18 protein-coding genes and 1 pseudogene are annotated in these 19,336 nt (G+C 57.5%); 8 read left to right on the top strand and 11 right to left on the bottom strand.

Annotation, left to right across the window (positions count from 1 at the left end):
* Nucleotides 1–98: 98 nt before the first annotated feature.
* The 9 genes from P1S46_00880 to P1S46_00840 all read right to left on the bottom strand — a co-directional run bounded on the left by P1S46_00880 (nucleotide 99) and on the right by P1S46_00840 (nucleotide 8,766).
* On the bottom strand, nucleotides 99–971 hold the full coding sequence (locus tag P1S46_00880) for a class I SAM-dependent methyltransferase (protein ID MDF1535041.1): 873 nt from the start codon (nucleotides 969–971) through the stop codon (nucleotides 99–101).
* A 50-nt stretch (nucleotides 972–1,021) separates the two neighbouring features.
* Nucleotides 1,022–1,801 (bottom strand): sulfotransferase family 2 domain-containing protein, encoded by a 780-nt coding sequence (locus tag P1S46_00875; GenBank protein MDF1535040.1) that lies wholly within the window; start codon nucleotides 1,799–1,801, stop codon nucleotides 1,022–1,024.
* Nucleotides 1,802–1,850: 49 nt separating this feature from the next.
* Nucleotides 1,851–2,759 carry a glycosyltransferase family A protein gene (locus tag P1S46_00870; protein MDF1535039.1) on the bottom strand — a complete coding sequence of 303 codons (909 nt, stop codon included), beginning with the start codon at nucleotides 2,757–2,759 and terminating at the stop codon, nucleotides 1,851–1,853.
* A gap of 43 nt (nucleotides 2,760–2,802) precedes the next feature.
* On the bottom strand, nucleotides 2,803–3,636 hold the full coding sequence (locus P1S46_00865; GenBank protein MDF1535038.1) for an alpha-1,2-fucosyltransferase: 834 nt from the start codon (nucleotides 3,634–3,636) through the stop codon (nucleotides 2,803–2,805).
* A 54-nt stretch (nucleotides 3,637–3,690) separates the two neighbouring features.
* Nucleotides 3,691–4,347 carry a sulfotransferase family 2 domain-containing protein gene (locus P1S46_00860; protein MDF1535037.1) on the bottom strand — a complete coding sequence of 219 codons (657 nt, stop codon included), beginning with the start codon at nucleotides 4,345–4,347 and terminating at the stop codon, nucleotides 3,691–3,693.
* Nucleotides 4,348–4,513: 166 nt separating this feature from the next.
* On the bottom strand, nucleotides 4,514–5,635 hold the full coding sequence (locus P1S46_00855) for a glycosyltransferase family 4 protein (protein MDF1535036.1): 1,122 nt from the start codon (nucleotides 5,633–5,635) through the stop codon (nucleotides 4,514–4,516).
* Nucleotides 5,636–5,643: 8 nt separating this feature from the next.
* A complete protein-coding gene (locus P1S46_00850; GenBank protein MDF1535035.1) occupies nucleotides 5,644–6,672 on the bottom strand; it encodes a glycosyltransferase family 9 protein in 1,029 nt (342 codons plus the stop codon).
* A 72-nt stretch (nucleotides 6,673–6,744) separates the two neighbouring features.
* A complete protein-coding gene (locus P1S46_00845; protein MDF1535034.1) occupies nucleotides 6,745–7,908 on the bottom strand; it encodes a glycosyltransferase family 4 protein in 1,164 nt (387 codons plus the stop codon).
* Nucleotides 7,909–7,920: 12 nt separating this feature from the next.
* Complete coding sequence (locus P1S46_00840; GenBank protein MDF1535033.1) at nucleotides 7,921–8,766, bottom strand: glycosyltransferase family 9 protein; 846 nt, start codon at nucleotides 8,764–8,766, stop codon at nucleotides 7,921–7,923.
* 413 nt (nucleotides 8,767–9,179) lie between these two features.
* Here P1S46_00840 and P1S46_00835 point away from each other — a divergent pair.
* The 4 genes and pseudogenes from P1S46_00835 to P1S46_00820 all read left to right on the top strand — a co-directional run bounded on the left by P1S46_00835 (nucleotide 9,180) and on the right by P1S46_00820 (nucleotide 12,736).
* Nucleotides 9,180–9,754: pseudogene (locus P1S46_00835) on the top strand (hypothetical protein).
* Between the two features lie 341 nt (nucleotides 9,755–10,095).
* Nucleotides 10,096–10,509, top strand: a complete 414-nt coding sequence (locus P1S46_00830) for an FHA domain-containing protein (GenBank protein ID MDF1535032.1) — start codon at nucleotides 10,096–10,098, stop codon at nucleotides 10,507–10,509.
* Nucleotides 10,510–10,523: 14 nt separating this feature from the next.
* Nucleotides 10,524–11,798 (top strand): serine/threonine-protein kinase, encoded by a 1,275-nt coding sequence (locus tag P1S46_00825; GenBank protein ID MDF1535031.1) that lies wholly within the window; start codon nucleotides 10,524–10,526, stop codon nucleotides 11,796–11,798.
* Nucleotides 11,795–12,736 (top strand): LysM peptidoglycan-binding domain-containing protein, encoded by a 942-nt coding sequence (locus tag P1S46_00820; GenBank protein ID MDF1535030.1) that lies wholly within the window; start codon nucleotides 11,795–11,797, stop codon nucleotides 12,734–12,736. Before P1S46_00825 ends, P1S46_00820 begins: the two co-directional genes overlap by 4 nt.
* A 162-nt stretch (nucleotides 12,737–12,898) precedes the next feature.
* On the opposite strand, the gene hflX is transcribed toward P1S46_00820, so the two are convergent.
* A complete protein-coding gene (gene hflX, locus P1S46_00815; protein MDF1535029.1) occupies nucleotides 12,899–14,398 on the bottom strand; it encodes a GTPase HflX in 1,500 nt (499 codons plus the stop codon).
* Between the two features lie 349 nt (nucleotides 14,399–14,747).
* Here hflX and P1S46_00810 point away from each other — a divergent pair, with 349 nt between their 5' ends.
* Nucleotides 14,748–15,872, top strand: a complete 1,125-nt coding sequence (locus tag P1S46_00810) for a radical SAM protein (GenBank protein MDF1535028.1) — start codon at nucleotides 14,748–14,750, stop codon at nucleotides 15,870–15,872.
* 254 nt (nucleotides 15,873–16,126) lie between these two features.
* Here the strand turns inward: P1S46_00810 and P1S46_00805 are convergent, their stop codons facing one another.
* Nucleotides 16,127–16,834, bottom strand: coding sequence for a response regulator (locus P1S46_00805; protein MDF1535027.1), 708 nt, complete (start codon nucleotides 16,832–16,834; stop codon nucleotides 16,127–16,129).
* A gap of 218 nt (nucleotides 16,835–17,052) precedes the next feature.
* Here P1S46_00805 and P1S46_00800 point away from each other — a divergent pair, with 218 nt between their 5' ends.
* From P1S46_00800 to P1S46_00790, 3 genes are all read left to right on the top strand, one after another.
* Nucleotides 17,053–17,664: a MotA/TolQ/ExbB proton channel family protein gene (locus P1S46_00800; GenBank protein MDF1535026.1), complete on the top strand. Its 612-nt coding sequence runs from the start codon at nucleotides 17,053–17,055 to the stop codon at nucleotides 17,662–17,664.
* Complete coding sequence (locus P1S46_00795; protein MDF1535025.1) at nucleotides 17,648–18,088, top strand: biopolymer transporter ExbD; 441 nt, start codon at nucleotides 17,648–17,650, stop codon at nucleotides 18,086–18,088. Before P1S46_00800 ends, P1S46_00795 begins: the two co-directional genes overlap by 17 nt.
* Before the next feature lie 295 nt (nucleotides 18,089–18,383).
* The coding region (locus tag P1S46_00790; protein MDF1535024.1) for a cytochrome c3 family protein at nucleotides 18,384–19,336 on the top strand (953 nt) is incomplete at its 3' end.

Raw genomic sequence — 19,336 nt, 5'->3', positions numbered from 1 at the left:
TAGTTGTCCAGGCCTTCCCTGGGATCATCATGGCCCGCAGGCAGCCTGGATCCCCATGATTTTCTGGCCGAATCTGACCGGGTTTAACGGCCTGAAGATCAGGTAGGTCGGTCCCCCTGTCGGGTGATCAGATAGGCCCCCTTCTCGGTTTCGACATATTTGGCCTCCAGATCGTCGAACATTTCCAGCCACATGGTCACGATCCGTTTTTCATCTCCCCGTTTCCCGTCGTCGAGGAAAATGACGGCTTCCGGAGACAACCTGTCGTAAAGCAGCGGGAGCGCGGGGTATCGGGAAAGGGGCTGAATAGTGGTGGGGGGGCCGTCTATGACGAGAAGGTCGATAGGGGGGATCTCATCCAGGACCGACAGGTCGTACCATCGAAAGGAACCGGAGTCGGTGGCAACCTCCTTCAGCGGGCTGTGATAAATACTGGCCAGTTCCAAAATCCCGTGGTTGGCCAACTCCACCTGGGTCTCGGTCCTGAATTTCAGGTCGTGTTCGAGGGAAAGAATCCTGCCTCCTGTTTTTTTTAGTGTCAGACCGGCGACCACGGTTGAGACCCCACTGCCGAGTTCGAAGACGATCCGGGGATGGGCGATCAGGATCTGTTTCATCAGGAGTTGACAGAAATCGGGGTTTCCTGCCCACCTGGCCATGGAGGGGAGCGGTAGCTTCGGGTCGAGCATCGTGTATATCGCCTGGATAGACTGCATCTGGTAAATGCCTGACTGGTAAAGGTTGTGAGTAATGAGGCTGACCTGACGGATCACTTCCAAAAGAAGAAAAAGAAATGCGGCAACGGTGACGGGGATGAGGATCACCCAGCTCAGGGAACCAACGATGTACCACAGGAGACCTCCCGCAACCCCCAGGACAATGGAGACAGGAATGATGTACTTCCTGAACGATTTATAATAATCGCTGGAAAGGGGTCTGAAAAAACCTTTGCTTCTCTTGGCTGGTGTCATTTTTTCCACCCTCAACCATCACAGGATGATCTTCCATCAGGTTACCCGTGCTATCGGCCCTTAGCTGAAGTACGGGCGTGTTCGTATAGCTCCAGATCCGGCGCGCAGATGGACTCCACGGTCTTGCGGATAAGTTCTGATCCCTTGATCCTGTTCTGATAGGTCACGTCTACCGGGGAGCGCCTTCGATGCGGGAATCGCAACCTGACGCCGAGGCGCGCCATGACCTGGGAACGCAGCAGGTCAAGATCTTCCAGGAAACCGACGATGTCTATGAACCCGAGCATCTCGATGGCATCTGCCAGGGCCGCTGGTGAGGAGTAATCACCAGCTTCCCGCAGGCCTCCAACGTAACGGACATAGGTGGTTCCCATGCTTTGCGCCCGTTCTGACTGGAGGAAATCATCGATGTCCTCTTCGATCCGGGCGTGGGAACCGGTTTTGTGACGATCGTAAAAGTAGGCTGAGAACCAGCGATCCAGAGGGTTGCGGAGACAGGTTATAAGGACATAGTCAAGTTTCTTCAACTCCACGAGACGCCTGTCGTTCCAGACGTGTCCGGTTAGGAACTTTTTTCCGGCAAAGGCCCAGTAGAGGATAAGGTTTATCCTCAGTTTCTGTACGTCCTCGTAAAGCCCTGGTTCACCGGACCTCGACTCGATGTCGGGGATCGCCGCCAGTGCCGAGGCCCTGGATTTGATATGAAATTGGGATAAACGGTAGTATTGCCTCAACGCGTTGGATACCGAAGTGCCCCCTGTTTTTGGTATGTGAATAAATATGGTTCCCAGGCCGCTGCGACTATGGGCCATGCTCTGGATTATGCTCATTCAGGGAACCCTTGTCATCCCGGTGCCACTGTGGTCGGTGGCTCCGGTCTCAGTTTTTCGTCCTGTCAAACTGCCGCCGAAGATGGTCCAACAGAAACTTAAAGACTCCCTGTGGTAGTGCCGACAACCACAAGGGAAGGTTTTGTACTTCTCTGGCCTGGCGTATCAGACCGATCCCGGCGTGCAGGGAGAACCTGATGTACCTCCATTGGTCACTGAAACGCTTGGCCCGGCCGTAGTATTCCCTATGAAGGGTGATCTCTTCAAGAAAATAAAGGCGAAAACCGCCAGGGTTGCTCATCCGGTACCTTCGGATATTGGCGGTGATACCGCCCTTCTCCCTTACGTTGACCTGAACGGGGATATTCACAAAGCGAAGCCTGTACTCATGGGCCATCCGCTTGAGAATGATATCGGGTCGAATGTGTTTCTCTCCCGGAATCCTCGGGTAGGGGTATCTCTTCATGACGGAGGTCAGGATCGCCTGCCTTTTTTCGCCCGTGTATTCGAGCATCTCCAGGTAGTTGGCAACCTTACCCTCATCAGGGTAGGGCCGGCCGGCGATGTCCCCGTTCTCACGGATACATAGAGCCCCGATACCGGCGATGGTCTTTCTGTCACTGGCCGGGATCGCCTCCCACTGTTCCCTTAGCCGGGCCAACCCGTCCGGCAGAAGGATGTCTCCTGCGTCCAGGGTCATGAACAGCAAACCCCGGGCGTGTTCAAGGGCGGTGTTGTGGGCCCCTGTCTTGCCCATGTTTTCCTGGTAAAGATAAACGATCTTGAAGGAGCCCTTTCCGCCCCAAAGTTCGACAGTCCCCCGGGTATCGTCCGTGGATCCATCATCGACAACGAGGGCTTCCAGATCCTTGCACGAGGAGTCCTCCACACTCTGGAGGGTCTCGCTCAGCGACACCGCCCGGTTATATGCGGGAATGAACAGCGTGAAATATGGCATGTCGGTGTTTTTCAGCTTCAGGATGCGGAGTCCATTTCCCGGTTCAAACCCTTATCCACGTTTCAGGAATGAGATCTTGTGTGTCCAGGTCTTCGGCCAAGAACCATCTCTTTGGAGTGTACACTATCTTCTGGGGACTCCTGTCCAGCCAGGCGCCCCACCAGCTGAAGGTGCTGTTTGCCGTGATGTGCTGACGGCACGAACTCATGAGAAACAGTTCCTCCGCGTCACAGCTTAACCCTTCCCTGGTCGTGAAAAATGTATTTTCAGGAAAGGACATGTTCGCCCGTACCCAGTCCGGTTCATCACTGAAAACAAAAAACCTTGACTTGTCGCTGACTTCCAGAGCTCTTCGGATGCACTCTTCGTAATATTCCTTACCGCAGGTCCCGTATCTGGCAAGGTTCTGAGGTTTGGCAACATAATCTCCCCGGCGGACATGGACACTCACAGAATCGCATCCGACGATCTCAGCATGCAGAAATCCCGCCCTGGCTGAAACCGATTTCAATTTGTATTTTTCAACGATGATATCAGCTACATCAGCGAAATATTTTTCGGAATGGAAGCGTCCTTTCAGGAAGACATTATCCTCAAGTTCCAACACCAGCGGATCAAAAGTGTATTGTCTTTCAGGGTAAAAAACCGGAGGCATGAAACTTACACCGAGCTTCTGCCGGAATGGCAGGAGCAGCCATGTCGAAATTTTTCCGCGTATTAGCTTCCGTATCTCTTCTTCGGTGGCAAACTTCTCGGAGACATGGAAAACATCCAGGTGGTATTTTCTATAGGAATTTCCTCGAAGGCGTCTGATATCCAGCTTCAGTTCGACGCCCCTGGCAAGACTCAGACGCTTGCCGGCGGCATACTGAAACATCTGGTTACCCAACCCCCCAGTCAGTCGTATGATCACCATCAGGTTATCTTTGCTTCAGGCGCCAAAAAAATATCCGAAAGTCTCGATATCTTTTTTGAAATGAACGGAAATGAGCTCTGCAAGGCTGTCATTGTAGTAACTGCGATATACAGCACGGTCCTTCGCCTTCCTCTTGTGGGGCAGGGGAGGAGGATCGATACCGATCCTGCGGCACGCTTCCTCGTAATCTCCCTGGAGGTTCTCATACTTCCCGATAAAGTCGACCAGGATGCGGCCGTCCAGGTCTTTCAGGTAGTCGGTCTGAAGCTCGATGGAGGTGTCGATGTGGTACTGGTAGGGCCGATCCGTGTCCAGTTTCCACCGGATAAAAGTGTCAAAATCCGGGATTCCCTTCAAAAGATGTGGACGTTCCCGCTGCAGGTGATGCCACGAACTGACCTGCAGGTCCCAGGGGTTGCGCACGAAGGCGAACTTGAACAACTTGTCGAAAAGTTCCCTGGGCAGCATCTCCTTCGCGGCGATGATCTTCGCGTGGCGGGGAAGTTTGCTGGCGATGCGGTGACCCGTCATGTGGCTCAAGCGGCTGGCGATGAACTGAGGCAGGAAAAGAGGGTCGCGGTACCTCAACGGCGCCAGTGCGGCCCGCACGCTGGTGCCCCCGGTCTTGGCGATGTGGACGAACAGGAAGTTGTATTTGACTGAAAGCAGCATTACCTTTGTCCTGTGACGGAATAAAGTTACCGGAATCGTGGTGAAAATTTAATTCCCTAAATAGATGGAATGGGAGCCTATGTCAATGTGGCAAAGGAAATGCCGCTTTCAGCTGAAAAAGAAGTGCACATGTGATCCGGCGCACTGGTGCACCAGAACCAGGAACCTAGAACCTGGAACCTGGAACCTGGAACCTGGAACCTGTCCCCATCATTTCCTGATACACTGCCAGGTTCCCATTCACCATGGCCTCTACGGAGAACCTGTCCCGGACAAGTTTCCGCCCGCCGACGCCCAGACCGGCGGCCAGGTCACGGTCGGTCAGGAGCCTGACGACGGCCCGGGCGAGGCTCACAGGGTCGCCGGGCTCAACGAGAACGCCGTTCACCCCGTCCACCACGGCCTCCGGGATCCCGCCGGCCCTGGTTCCCACGATGGGGACGCCTGCCGCCGCTGCCTGGAGAAGGGAGACTCCAAGACCTTCCATGAGCGCAGGGTGGATGACCAGGTCCAGACACCCCAGATAGTCATCCAGGTCCTCCCTGAAGCCCACGAAGCGGACCTTGTCGACAACCCCTGACTCGCGACATAGTTCTTTCAGCTCAGCTTCCTCAGGCCCCTTGCCGAAAAAGAGGAAGGTGGCATCCGGTACGGTGTCCAGTATTTCCGGGATCGCCTTGATCAGGAACCGGTGTCCTTTTCGGTCAATGAGTTGGGCGATCACGCCGCATACAGGCCCATCGGAAGGAAGATCGAACTGCTCCTGAAAGGTGCTCTTGTCCCACGGACCTGTGTAGCGGTCAGGATCCACGGCACTGGGAACGCACGTGATCTTCCCCGGCGGCACCCCCTCCGAGGCCAGGACCTCCCTGATCCCCTCCGATATGGTGATAACCCGGTCGTAGAGCCGGTATTTCAAACCTACGGCAAGCCCGGACTCGGGGTTGTCCACCCGTCTTGTCAGCAGGCAGCGGGTTCCGGTGACGCGGGCAGCCACCCCCCCCAGGACGTCGGCCCCCCTGCGGCTGTGCAGGTGGACGATGTCGGGCCGTTCCCGCCTGAGGATGGAAACCATGCGGACCAGGAAAGCGAGGTCGAGGTCACCGCCGGCAGGCACGGCATAAAGGGTGTCGACGCTGTCTGATGCTGCACCGGCGATAGCGCTTCCCTTAGGGCAGACGAGAACATTATGGACATCCGGATGGCCCGAAAGGCCCCTCAGGAGATAGGAAACCTGGAGGGCGCCCCCGTAAAGGTTCATGCCGGTTTCCACGTGCAAAATCCGCATCGGCTTTCTCATGGTGCCGTCAGAAGACGCCGGGCGGTCCGGATGACCTCTTCCGCAGATATGGCCTTCATGCAGGTGAAGTCGCCATCGCATGTGGGACTCCGTCGGCATGGAGAGCAGTCAAGTTTGTGATACAGGACTTCGCCTGAGGTGCCCGTTGTGTCCAGGTAGGGCCGCGTCGCGCCGAAAAGGGCGATGGTCGGGACCTCCAGGGCGATCCCCATGTGGGTCAGACCGGTGTCCACCCCGATGAGCAGCGATGAGCGGGCGATCACAGCCCCGGCCTGCTGCAGGGAGGTTTTCCCCGCCAGGTTGATAATTCCAGACGCATTTTCTGCCATACGGTCAGCGGCTTCCACATCTCCCCAGCCCCCAAGGATCACGGTTTTTAGGCCAAGTTCACAAAAAAGGTGGTGCGCTACCTTAGGCCACCTTTTTTGTATCCAGTGTTTCTGGGGCCTGGTTGTGAAGGGAGCAAAAACGATGTATTCGGAACCGATGGATCTCTTGAACTGACGTGCATACTTTTCAGCGTCATCGGAAAGGGCCATTTCCATTTCGAACGGTTCCGTTTCAAGGCCCAGGGCTTCAGCCAGCAGGAGATACTGGGAGCTGAGTCCGTCCGAGGCCCCTTCACGGGAAATGACTTCAGTCATGAGAAATCGGCTCCCTTCCCTGGAACCGATACCCACACGCTCCCGAGCACCGGAAAGCCACACCCATATTCCGCTCTTTAAAAGGCCCTGGGCATCAACTGCAAGATCGAAACGGCGCTTTCTCAGGTCCGCCACAAATGAACGGATCTCCTTCAAAAGAGTGAGGTACCGCCTGTCCCTTAAAAGTTTTCTCCACCTGGCCCTGGGCCAGACAATGATCTCGTCAAGACCCGGGTTGGCTTCGAGAACAGCTTTCGATGTTTCCTCGACGAGCCAGGTGAGCCTGGCCTGGGGCCAGGTCCTTTTGAAGGCCCCGATGAGCGGCGAGGCCATGACCAGGTCGCCGATGGCAGAAAGCCGTACGATCAGAACTTTATCCATAAAGTGGTTAAACGCTCCCAATTCTTGCTAATAGTGAGCTTCAGAATTCACACAAATAACAGTACAAGATGATCAGCTGCCGTTCATCGATCCCTCGATCAATTCCAGCATCCTTGTAGCATGAGAATCCCAGCTGAAACGATTGACTGCCCGCATCCTGGCATACTGGCGCATCCCGTCGAATTCGGCGGGATTTGAGAAGATCTCGTCCAGGATAGCCGCGAGCTGTTCATCGTCGCCGGGTTGTATAAGAAAGCCCGTCTTACCCTGTTCGATAGCGTCAGGGATGCCCCCCGTGTCCGAACCGATGACAATCGTACCCATAGCACCGGCTTCGATGAAGGTGATGCCGAAGCCTTCAACGTCAAAGGCCCTTTCATCTATCTCGCTGGGCATGCAATACACATCACATGCGGCATAGAGTTCCGGTTTATCCTTTTCAGGGACGAATCCCAAAAGGGATACACTTTCATTGAGACCATACTCGCTGATCAACTGTTCAATATCTGCTCGATATCCTCCTGACCCGGCAATGGCAAGAAGCACTTCAGGGTGTTTGCTCCTTATTTTCGAAACCGCTTTTATTACCGTCAGATGCCCCTTTCGTTTGACAAGGCGGCTTAACATCAGGATAACTTTGCGGTCTTGCCATCCCAGCTTTTCCCGGTGAAAGGTTTGATCGGGACCCTGAAAGTTTTCGACAGGGATCCCGGGGGGAAGAATCCAGAGGTTGGGAAATTCGCCCAACCTCTCGACGAGGGTCTTTGTGTACCGGGTGTTGGCGATGACACAGGTGCAGGCGAGAATGTTTTTCCTTAAGGTATCAGGTCTTTGGGCCAGCAGTCGGAGTGTTTCGTTGCCATGAAGGAAGCTGACACACTTCCAGCCAAGGAAGTACTTAAGCCAGCGGTACACCTTGACGTTGTTGATAACGAGTGAATAGAGGACGACTCGTTTTCCGTACCTCAGACGAAGCCGGATGAGCAGCCATAACAACCGGAGATCGGTGGTGTTTTTAGTGCGAAAAGGTCTTTTCAATTTAAAAAACTTGATAGTCGTTCCTTCATAAGCTGGGGAATTGAGATATTTTTCAAGACCGGCTACGACAACCGAAAGGTTTTTATCCTCCAGTTTGCGTCCTATCCAGTAAGCCGTGTTCTGGATACCACCCCCTTCGGGTGATGGGTCATCGTAGATGATGAGGTGAATGTAGCCGGCAGCTCCAGGGGTGCTCATCAGGTCCAGTCCTCAGCTCACTTCAGAAACGGCGACGAGTTGCCTCTGTATGGCCTCGTAAACCATCTTTGCACTGATGGAATCCATGCAGTTCGGTTTTATTTCGCAGGTATTCCTGTAACAGACCAGACAATCGAGGTCCGGAACGATCATCTCTCCACGTCCAAAAAGTTCTATCTCGGCAGAGCTCGTGGGGCCGAACAGAACAACTACACGGCAGCCCACAGACAGGGCTACATGCATGGCCAGTGAATCGCCCGAGAGAACAACCTGGCAATGACTTGCTATTGCGGCGAAATGACGCAGAGGATTGTCAGTGCCAGTATCAAAAACTGGTGGTTTCACAGTTGAAGCTATTTGTTTGTTCCTTTCTTTTTCCTCAGGGCCACCTAGTAAAAGGATCTGGACCTCCCTGCCCATATTGGCCTCGACAAGGTCGATCAGCTCTACAAATCCTTTTTCTGTCCATTGCTTTAGTTTCCATCGGCTGCCACCACCAGTGTGAATACCAAGGATAGGTCGGGAAAGATCGATTCCCTTATTCAACAGGTCTTCCCGTGCTGACCCATACTCTTCGTCACTGAGATCAAGCACATAATTCATCTCTTCCCTGGGAATACCCAAAATCTCACACATGACCTCCTGATAAGACTTTATGTTTGCCTTTTTCAGGTCGTCAAAAAGCCCCAGTCGGAGCCAATCCTCCGCTTCAGGATTCGAAGCTGTGACAAAGCCGTTTTCATGGAGCTGGTAACCGGTCTTTGTTTTTCCTCGAGCCATGGCTGCCAATCCCGAGGAAGTTTTACCAGCGTCCAGATTGATGACCCAATCAAAATTCCTTGTGGAAAGGTGAACCAGTGCATCGGTACCGAATGGGATGATCTCTGTCAGGTAGGGGTTGTTCTCAAGTATCGGTACAGCCTCCCGACGGGTGATCCAGGTTATGGTGGAACCAGGCTATAACTGCTCAATGACCGGGAGAATGCAGGTTGTCCTAAGTACGTCACCTATTGCATCGAGCTTGATAATGAGAAATTTTTTACGGATCTTCGCATAATGTTTGCAGTGGCACAGACAGCCCTCCACCTTGTGCCATTTGCATGGACGGTCCCCCAGAAAAAATTGGCAATCGTATGCGATCTCCCTATCCATTTAAGAACTCATTCGTCCTGGTTATCTCTCAGCCGTGAACTCATAAATCATCTCCCTGGCGCCCCAAAATCGCGATTGATCTGGTTTTCGCGATTTTGGGGATAAAAAACCTTGTTGGTATGGTAGGTTACGTTAACCGAACGAACTTTCCACAAATAACCAACAAGGTGATGAAATGATAACGAAAACGCTGCTTCCTTTCAAGCTTGAAACGACCCACGATACGATTACTCCTCATGCCGGTTTGGCCCTTTTTGGCGAGTTTGCACACGGCCTTGGACTACCCGAGCTTGTTGACAGCCATATGCCACTGCCGGGTAGCGGGGCCGGTTATCGTCCGTCCCAGTTTGTGATGCCGATGGTGGGTCACCTTGCCGAGAACGGATTGGTGGTGTTCGATGAGTTTCGGGAGGGCAATGACAGCCCCGGCGCGAGGAACCTGGATTTTATCGAGGCGTTTCGCCTGGTGGTGGTGCGGCGTCCGGTTCAGGGGGACCTGTTCCGTTTGTTCGAGCTGAAGGTCCTTCCCGAGGAGTGGCGTCATCATCAACTCCGGACGGCGCGTTGGCGATTGTACCAGGTGGCGGGCAAGGTTGCGCGTCACGCCGGCCAGATCTCTCTGAAAATCCGGCGGGCGTATTATGGATTTTTCCAGATGATCCGCCGGAGGATCCGCATCGTGTCCATGGCATAGCGGACGGTTCTGAAAACAGCGGGTTACGTGTTCCTGAGCCTGGCTGCCGCAGGCAGGGGGGAACCATACCCGAAATCCGCTGATTGGGCCCTTTTGGCCGGGGCTTCGGCGCTGGTCGACAGCACCTGACGGCAATTAGACCGGTTCATCGGACCCAAAGCGAAAAAACAGCCTCTCAGACGCTCCGACCGGAGGCCGGCCCAGACCAATCGCGGATTTCGGGTATGGGCTCTCGTTTGACCTTATGGCGGCAACTATGGTAGCAAACTCTGACAGGGGTACGATCCCTGAAACTGGCCGGCAGCAGGTTCGCCGGTTCTCTCCGGTTGGAGGTCAAAGGCATGCCAAGGGGGAAAGACAGAGGGTTCGAACCGACGCATACGATGCCCAGGCGGGAGCGAACCGTCGCGAAGGATCCGGAACAAAGAGCCCACCTCGTGCCTTTAACGGGCAGCAAGGCCGGAACCCATTACCCCGTTCTGGACGACAGGATGACGATCCTGGGCCGCGATCCCCAGTGCCAGATCCGCCTGGAGGACCCGGACGCGTCCCGAAGGCATGCCGCGATCCAGCCCTTCGGCCGGGAATTTTACATCATGGACATGGGAAGCACCAACGGCACCCTGATAAACGGCCATCTGGAGGAAAAACGGATCCTTCGCCATGGCGACAAGATCACCATCGGGAAGCAGGTGTTTCAGTTCCTTCTTACCGCTCCGGACGGCAGCCCCATTCTCATCTCTCCCACAGGCTGAATCCCAGTCGAAATATGAATAAAAAACTGGGTAAATACAACGTCCTGGAAGAGATAGGACGGGGCGGTATGGCCGTTGTGTACCGTGCCCGGCAGGAGTCTCTCGACCGCATCGTCGCCATAAAGGAACTGGATCTTTCCCGGGCCGGTCCCGACCCCAAAGCCCTTGAGCGCTTTCAACTGGAAGCCAGAGCGGCCGCCTCCCTCGATCACCCTTCCATCATTACGGTCCACGATTTCTGGGAAAGGTCCAACAAGGCCTATATCGCCATGGAGTTCGTGGACGGCCTCGAGCTCAAGGAAGCCCTGGCTGTTGCGGGCACCCTGGAGCCGATGACCGCGGTCCGGATCGGTATCGCCCTGTGCAAGGCGCTCAGCTACGCCCACGAACGGGGGATCGTGCACAGGGACGTCAAGCCGGGCAACGTCATGCTTTCGGCCCAGGGCAGCGTCAAGCTGGCCGATTTCGGCATCGTCCTCGTCTCCGGCTCGGCCGACCTGACCACGACCGGCCAGGTCATCGGCACCCCGTCGTTCATGTCGCCGGAACAGATCAAGGGCGAACCGGTAGGCCCGCCATCGGACATCTTCAGCCTCGGTGTCGTCCTTTACGAGACGCTGACCGGCGTCAAGCCGTTCACCGGGCCGTCTGACGTGGCTGTGACCCACGCCATCGTCAGGAGTCGTCCGGTCAGGATCCGGAAACGTAACCCGAGGGTTCCCCGCCGCCTGGTACGGGTGATCATGAAGTCGCTTCGGAAAAAGCCGACCAAGCGGTTCGCCACCATGGACGAGATGGCAGCGGCTCTGGAAAGGTCCCTGGCAAGGCGGGCGCCCTCCACTGCCCAGGCCGTTTCAGCCCTGGTGGCCTCCGTGAGGCTTCCTCAGGGTGGTCAAGAGGTGACGATGCCTTTGGCGGTGGAGTCCACGCCCGCCGCGAAAAAATCGCGGGTCTTCCTGCTCCTGCTGCCGGCGGCCGTTCTCATCCTCGCTCTCGTGCTGTGGCCCCGCGAGCCGCCTCCGGAACCGGGACTGCCCGGGGGGACCGCGCCGTCTCCGGCAGCGGTACAGACCGTTCCTGTCACCGTCATCGCCTATCCCTGGGCAGAAATTCTGCTGGATGGAAAATCGCAGGGCTATACACCCAGGGCCAGGCCGCTTGCGATCGCGCCGGGACGCCACACCATGGTCCTGAGAAACCCCCACCTGGGGAAGAAAACAGTGACGCTGGATCTGAAGGCGGGAGTTGAAGAAACGGTCACGGTGGATCTTGCGGAGGGTCAAAAGTGATCTTTGCCCGACGGACCCTGGTTGCGGCCTCCGCGATCATCACTGTGTGTCTGCTGGCGCCTGGAGGACTCCGGGCAGAGGATGTGCCAAGGACGGTCCAACAGGGCCAGTCCCTCTCCCTCATCTGCAAGGATGCCTACGGGGACGCAGGCCTCTATGAGATCGTGAGCCTTTATAACGGGATCGAGGATCCCACCAGGGTGGCTCCGGGGCACCTGCTCCGGCTGCCCTACGCCGGCGTGACCACCCTTGGGAAGGGACAGAGCCTCAGCGCCCTGGCCAGCAGAGTGTGGGGTGATCCAGGGTTTTACACCCTTCTCGTCTGGGCCAACGAAATAAAAGACCCCTCGCGGGTTCCTGCGGGCACCCGTTTGACGGTGCCGTTCCTGTTTCCCTACCGGCTCAAGCGGGGAGAAAGCGTTTCGGCGGTGGCGGAGCGTTTCTACGGGGATCCCAGGCAGTTCCATCCCATCCTCACAGCCAGCGCCATTGCTGATCCTGCCCGCGTCGCGGCCGGGTCCCGGCTCCTGGTCCCCTATGTCCTGTCCAGGCCGGCACCGGAACGAGCGGCTGAACCGTCCAGGCCCGCCACGCCTCTAAAGCCCGTCATTAAGAAGAGTCCACCGGCCCCGGCTCCGAAGGAAGACCCTCAAAGGCAAAGATCCCTGGCCCTCCTCGACCAGGCCGAGACCGCTTTCAGGTCAGGGCAATACGGGGATGCCTGGACGATGGGAAACGATGCCGCGAAGGGGTTGGATGCCAAGGAAAAGGCCAGGGCCCTGCGCCTTCTCGCCGCCGGACAGTACGCCTTCGGCAGAATGGACAATGCCCTTGCCGACCTGAAGGCGGCCCGCGAACTGGACCCGGATTTCAAACCCGATCCGGCCTATGTGAATCCGGAGATGATGGCCCTCTATGAGAGGGCCCGTGGAAAATAGAAAGTAGAAAGTGGAAACCTGCCAGCTGAGAGCTGGAAACAGGTCAAGCCTTTGGTGTTCACGTTCCCCCTCCCTGTTTAAGCCTTTCCCTGCGGCCCTCTGTGACTAGACCTGGGAGCGGTCGCCTTTGTGTACTATGTGTGAAGGCTTTTGATCTGGCTCTTAATGCTTTTGATCTTCTCCTGGCTCCCGGCTCCTGAATGCTGGCTCCTTGCCCTTTTCCAGCCGCTTCTTTACCTCTCTCAGCAGTTGCCCCAGGCTCTCCCTTTTGAGAGCGCTCACCGTCAGGGCACCGTACCTTTTGCGAAGGTTGGGCAGGACGCCGCTGTCCACGAGGTCGGACTTGTTGAGGACCAGCATTACCGGAATGGATGAAAGGCCGAGGGATTCCAGCGTCTCTTCCACCGTCGCGATCTGTTCACCCAGGTCGGGGACGGAGGCGTCGGCAAGGTGGAGGATGAGATCGGCGTCCCCGATCTCCTCGAAGGTGGCGGCAAAGGCGCGCTCCAGCTCCGGAGGCAGGTCGTGGATGAGGCCCACCGTGTCGGTGAGGACGCACAGGGGACCTTCTGAAGTGGTCAGGCGGCGGCTTACAGGGTCCAGGGTGGCGAAGAGCTTGTCCTCGGCCACCTCGTCGCTTCCGGTCAGGGTGTTTAACAAGGTGCTCTTCCCCACGTTGGTGTAGCCCACGATGGAAACGATGGGGACCGGGTCCTGGCCCCTTTGTTTGCGGCGGGTCTTCCTTTCCTTCGTCAGGCGGGACAGGTCCTTTTCCAGTTTGCCGATGCGCTGGCGGATGCGGCGCCGGTCCACCTCCAGCTTGGTCTCACCCGGCCCCCGGGTACCGATACCGCCGGCGAGCCTGGACAGGGCGGTTCCCTTGCCCACCAGCCGGGGAAGCAGGTAGCGCAGCTGGGCCAGCTCCACCTGGATCTTGCCGCCGCGGCTCCGGGCGTGCTGGGCGAAGATGTCCAGGATGAGCATGGTGCGGTCGATGACCTTGAGCTCGGTATCATCGGTGATGGCGCGCAGCTGGGAGGGCGACAGGTCCCGGTTGAACACGAGAGTGTCCACGGCCAGGTCCAGGGCGGCGATGCTGGCGTCTCCCAGTTTGCCCTGCCCGATGACGGTGCGCGGGTCCGGTTTCTTTCGCGTCTGGAGGAGGGTGGAGGCCACCACGAGACCGGCGGTACGTGCCAATTCGGCAAGCTCCGCCATGGACTCTTCAGCCTTTTCGGTCGAATCGCCGGTGATCCCTACCAGCATGACCCGCGACACCCCCTCGGTGACGATCCCGCGGATCTGCCGCCGCATCTGCTCTTCCGCGAGCTCGATGAGTTCCAGGGGGTCGTCGCGCATCTCGTGGGGGTTCGGGAAGGACCGGATGGTCCACCGCTGGTCTCCCGACGGCACGAGGTAGCCAAGGTGGGTCTGGCCCGGCAAGCCGTCGGGCTGGACCTCCACGGCGACGACGATGTCCAGGCGGACCATGCTCAGGTCGGTAAGGTCTTCCCGGGTGAGGCCGCCGGGTTCAAGATGGGTGTGGACGAGGCGAAGGCCCCGGAGGTTTCCGGGGGAAAAGCGATAGAGACGAAGGTCGGGGATGAAAACGCTGCTGCGGTCGCCGACGAGGATGTGGGTGACCTGGCCCCGCCGGTCCATGAGGAGCCCGAGCTGCCGGTTGGTCTCCCGGGACAGCTCCGCCAGCCGCCGGACCGTCTCGGGCGGTACGATCTCTCCTGCTCGTGGTTTGGACCTGCCCAGGCGCTCGATGCGCTTTACCTGGTTGCCCCGCAGGCCGGTGGTCTTGCCTTCGATCTTTGCTATGGCTTCCTCCCTGCGCCTTCCTCCTGGCGAGGATGGTAGCCCCTAACGTGTTTCCCCGCAAGGAGGAAGCAATCCCAAATTCAAGATTCAAAAAAGAGAAAACTGGCGAGTAGGCTATAACCTGGTTTTGCACACAAGTGCATTTAGGCTTATATTGCACGTTGTGAACCTTTTGAATCTTGAATTGACTCTCAAAAATCACTGCTACCTCAAACGCCTCGAAGAGCCGCACATCTACGACGCGGCCGCGGACGAGCTGTACCTCCTTGACGACGAATCGTTGGGGAGGATCCTTGCCCTGTCCGAAGGCGCTGACGATCCCGAAGCGGCCGGTCTCCTGGCCGAAGCCGGCCTTCTCCAGGAAATGCCCCGGAAGGTGTCCGTCCAGGTGCCCGGGCGATCAGCCGATCCGTCTCTGCGATATCTGGAGGTACAGGTCACCGGCCGGTGCGACAAGGCGTGCCGTCACTGCTACCTGGGACCTCCCCGTCCTGTCGACATGAGCGTTGGAACCTTCCGTTCGGTCCTGGACCAGTTCGCCGTTATGCAGGGGCTCAAGGTTATGGTTTCAGGGGGTGAGGCCGCCGTTCACCCTGAATTCGAAGCCCTGGCCGATCTGCTGCCTGAAGCGCCATTCAGGGCAGTGCTCATAACCCACGGAGAGTGGATAGGGCCTGTCGAGGCCTGCCGGCTTGGCGAGCGGTTCCACCAGGTCCAGGTCTCACTGGACGGGATGGGCGAGGGGCACGACGCCCTGCGGGGAGCGGGATCATTCGACAGGGCGGTGGCGGGGATCATGGCCCTGCGGGAGGCCGGGGTCCCGGTGGCGGTGGGGACCATGGTCCACGACGGCAACCTGGAGCAGTTCGAGGCCATGTCCCGGCTCCTGGAACGGTTCAATGTGGAAGAGTGGAGCATCGACGTGCCGTGCCCCGCGGGGCGCTGGCATGACCATCCGGCTGCAGGGGCGGCGTTAAGAACGGCCAGCGAAAAACTGCGTTTCGCTTACGGGGGAGGTTTCCATGGGGGATCAGCGGGCCTCGCCTGCGGTTCGGCCCTCATGACGGTGGCGCCCGACGGAACAGCGGCCAAGTGCGGGTTCTACTTCGACCATCCCGCAGGCAACGTTCTGGTGGACGGGTTGGCAGAGGTATGGTCGAAAGTGGAGCACATTCCCCTGGGCACCCTTGCCTGTGATTGTGAACTCAAGGATGTGTGCGCGGGGGGATGCCGGTACAGGGCCGAGGTGCTGGGGGGGTCGAAACTGGCCCCCGACGCGGTGCAGTGCTACTTTAGGGGAGTTAAATAAATTCCAGATTCCATATTCCAAATTTCAAAAAGGCCTAGTAAACTGGAAATATATATCTGGAATTAGTCTTTAAAGGAGGTGATCGTTATGAAGCTGATCAAGATCAGGAAGGAGAGCAAGGGGCTCTGCAAGTGCTGCAGCTCCTGCTGAAAAACGGGGGGGCCGGTATTTATCGGCCCCGTTTTTAACAATAATAATTTAAATGGGTCAGGAGCCTGCCGGAGAAACCCGCGCAGGTTTCTGACCCATTTAAATTATGCGAAGCCCTTCAGCGATCCCACGCTGGACAGCTTTTTCTCCACGTAATCCCCGATAGCGGCCTTGTCGGTCTCCTCGATATCGAGGAACTGGACACCCACGCCGGAAGCTCCGTCGGCCCTGACCCGTCCCGACCACCGCACCTGAACCATGGATCGGATAGTGGAGCTCCTTTGCGGCAGGGAGAAGACTATGTCGAGGACCTCCCCGGACTCCGGAGGCGGATCGATCTCAATGAACAGCCCCCCGACGGAGATTGTGTGGATCCAGGCGTCCAGCTCCCTTTCTCCGTGACGGACGTTGGAGGGTAGATGGGTCGGCACCCGCGGATTTGTCCTCCTGGCGATGACAATGACCCTTTCGATGGCCTCGAGAAGCTCATCCCTTTTGAGAGGCTTCGCCACGAAGGCGTTGCAGCCGGCTGCGTAACAGCGGTCCTTGAACTCCTCCCGGGTCGCTGAACTTACCATGATGACGGGGATGTTGCGGGTAGCCGGATGGGCCTTTATTTCCCTGCACACGGCATCACCTTCCATGCCGGGCATGATGAGGTCCAGGATCACCAGGTCAGGTCTCTTTTGCCTGAGGATTTCCAGCGCCTCGTCCCCGGACCTGGCGATACTGAAGGTAAAGGAATCCCTCTCGAGGTAGCTTCTCTCGAGATCCAGAAAAAGTTCGGTATCGTCTACCAGCAGGATGTGCATAACTTATAATCGCCCTTTTCCGGTTGCCGACCGCTTGAATTTAACTCGTTTTTATATGACATTAGTGTAGCATTTTCCAATAAATTAAATCCAGGAGCCTGCCGAGAACCTTGCCTGTATCCTGGATCAAAATAGTTTCCGAACACGAGGAGTGTGTCAACCATGTTCGTGATCTTTTTCAACAGCCGGCGCCCGATACGCCGCGGCGGGGCGCTGACATGAGCGGCACATGGCTGGACCTCCTGGGCCGGGGCGGAGTCCTCATGATCCCCATCGTCCTTTGCTCCATCGTGGGGCTTGCCCTCATTTTCGACCGGCTTTACAGTTACCGGAAGATGCGGCTGGAGGGGTTCACCGTTCCCGAAGGTGTAAAGAGCGCCCTTCGAAGGGGTGACCTTACCGGGGTCCGTGACATGGTCGATCATGAAGTGGCCGGCGGCCGCGTTCTTCTGGAGGCCCTCTCACGCCACCATGAGGGGGTGGGGGGGATCAGGGCGTCTTTCGCTCTCGCCGCCTCCGACCTTGTACGCCGCATGGAAACATCCCTGAGGGGTCTTGCCACGGTGGCCGCTCTGGCTCCTCTCCTCGGCCTGCTGGGTACGGTTATCGGAATGATACGGGCTTTCATGGTCATCGAGCGCCATGGTTCGGCGGTGAGCCCGGCTTTACTGGCAGGGGGGATATGGGAGGCGCTGCTCACCACCGCGGCCGGTCTCACGGTAGCCATCCCCTGCCTCCTGTTCCACAACCTGTTCCAGGGACGTATCGAACGGGTGGAAGGGGAACTGAACCGGATGGCAACGGAGCTTTCCGATGCGGTCCATGAATAACGTGCCGGGGTTCAGGACCCCCCGCCGGCCGGTCCTCGAGCTGGGGATGACACCCCTCATCGATATCGTTTTCCTGCTCCTCCTCTTTTTCATGCTGACCTCCCGCTTCGTGGTCCACGAGGGGATCCAGGTGGACCTCCCGGTCACCGACAAACCCCACGCCATCGCTGCCCGGCAAACCCATCGCCTCACCGTCCGATCCGATGGGACCATTATGCTGGCAGGTAAGTCCATGACCTTGCGGGAACTGGGCCTGTTCCTCGATCGCCAGGACGATGCGTTCCTTCAGACCCCCTTCGAGATCCTCTCCGACCGGCGGGCGTCGGTGCAGACGGTAGTTTCGCTCCTGGAACTTCTCAGGGACCGTGGCGCCGCCCGCGTCTCCCTGGGTACCGTGCGGGCAGACGGCATGGCTGCTCCCTGACTACGATTTTTGGTACATTAAGGGGCCGAACAAATTTTATAGACACTTGACACCGGTACCCTCCCTTGCTATTTCCTTTAAGCCGATTTGCTCTCACATCAGTCTGCTCTGCTGTCCTTCCGAAAGAAGCGCCCTTTCCAGACAAGATTGATGAATCCGCAAAGTGGCTCGATGAGACTTTTTGCGACCCTGTCAAAGTTCCACCGTAACTTTTTACGACCCTGTCAAGATTGACACATGGGTAAACCTTTGTTAACGATTTACTATTTGGCAATATCATTTGTGAGGGGACGAAATGTCCAGGGAAATACCATTCGTATTTTTTTGCGCTGTTCTGGCTGCCGCGGTATTCACCGCTCCCGCGCAGGCTGCCGACTGTGCCGCATGCCATGCCGAATGGTCCCAGAAGATCTCGGGGATGAAGGCCGTCCATTCTCCCTTCGAGGAGACTGACTGCGAGTCGTGCCATGACGATCACGGCGACGCCAACAATCTGGTCCTGGTCGAGGAAGGAAATGCCCTGTGTTTCCAGTGCCACGATGAACCGGCCGAGGGGATGAAGATCCACCCTGTTATCGAGGATGACGGGTGCCTGGGCTGCCACGACCCCCATGGTTCGAACAACCCTTCCCTTCTCACAGAGGCCCCGGCCGACCTGTGTGTCGGATGCCACGATGACCCTTCCGGACAGGCTGTGGTCCACGAGGCCGCCGCGGACGGAGGGTGCGTGGACTGCCACGATCCCCATTCCTCGAAGAACGGCTCTCTTCTGGTAAAATCCGGCCCGGAGCTTTGTTCAGAATGCCACGATGACCCGGCCCAGGCTGGAGCTCTGCACAGCATCATCGAGGACGAGGGATGCCTGATCTGCCATGATCCCCACGGATCAGCCAACAAGACGCTCCTGGTCCAGGATCCGGCAACCCTCTGTTTCGAATGCCACGACGACCCTGCGGAAAAGGGCGATCTGCACCCCATCATCGAGGATGAGGGCTGTTCCGGCTGCCACGACCCCCACAGTTCGAACAACCCTTCCCTTCTCACAGAGGCCCCGGCCGACCTGTGTGTCGGATGCCACGATGACCCTTCCGGACAGGCTGTGGTCCACGAGGCCGCCGCGGACGGAGGGTGCGTGGACTGCCACGATCCCCATTCCTCGAAGAACGGCTCTCTTCTGGTAAAATCCGGCCCGGAGCTTTGTTCAGAATGCCACGATGACCCGGCCCAGGCTGGAGCTCTGCACAGCAT

The organism is bacterium (genome assembly GCA_029210545.1).
Lineage (GTDB): Bacteria > BMS3Abin14 > BMS3Abin14 > BMS3Abin14 > BMS3Abin14 > JARGFV01.
The sequence above is the reverse complement of the archived record's forward strand: the minus strand, read 5'-3'. Positions and strand labels throughout refer to the sequence as shown.

Bases quoted from the DNA above. Each gene is read 5' to 3' on its own strand.
- P1S46_00870 (MDF1535039.1), bottom strand. From the start codon at position 2,759: ATGCCATATTTCACGCTGTTCATTCCCGCATATAACCGGGCGGTGTCG.
- P1S46_00800 (MDF1535026.1), top strand. From the start codon at position 17,053: ATGAGCGGCACATGGCTGGACCTCCTGGGCCGGGGCGGAGTCCTCATG.
- P1S46_00880 (MDF1535041.1), bottom strand. From the start codon at position 971: ATGACACCAGCCAAGAGAAGCAAAGGTTTTTTCAGACCCCTTTCCAGC.
- P1S46_00875 (MDF1535040.1), bottom strand. From the start codon at position 1,801: ATGAGCATAATCCAGAGCATGGCCCATAGTCGCAGCGGCCTGGGAACC.
- hflX (MDF1535029.1), bottom strand. From the start codon at position 14,398: ATGGACCGGCGGGGCCAGGTCACCCACATCCTCGTCGGCGACCGCAGC.
- P1S46_00830 (MDF1535032.1), top strand. From the start codon at position 10,096: ATGCCAAGGGGGAAAGACAGAGGGTTCGAACCGACGCATACGATGCCC.
- P1S46_00855 (MDF1535036.1), bottom strand. From the start codon at position 5,635: ATGCGGATTTTGCACGTGGAAACCGGCATGAACCTTTACGGGGGCGCC.
- P1S46_00795 (MDF1535025.1), top strand. From the start codon at position 17,648: ATGCGGTCCATGAATAACGTGCCGGGGTTCAGGACCCCCCGCCGGCCG.
- P1S46_00845 (MDF1535034.1), bottom strand. From the start codon at position 7,908: ATGAGCACCCCTGGAGCTGCCGGCTACATTCACCTCATCATCTACGAT.
- P1S46_00805 (MDF1535027.1), bottom strand. From the start codon at position 16,834: ATGCACATCCTGCTGGTAGACGATACCGAACTTTTTCTGGATCTCGAG.
- P1S46_00825 (MDF1535031.1), top strand. From the start codon at position 10,524: ATGAATAAAAAACTGGGTAAATACAACGTCCTGGAAGAGATAGGACGG.
- P1S46_00850 (MDF1535035.1), bottom strand. From the start codon at position 6,672: ATGGATAAAGTTCTGATCGTACGGCTTTCTGCCATCGGCGACCTGGTC.
- P1S46_00860 (MDF1535037.1), bottom strand. From the start codon at position 4,347: ATGCTGCTTTCAGTCAAATACAACTTCCTGTTCGTCCACATCGCCAAG.
- P1S46_00865 (MDF1535038.1), bottom strand. From the start codon at position 3,636: ATGTTTCAGTATGCCGCCGGCAAGCGTCTGAGTCTTGCCAGGGGCGTC.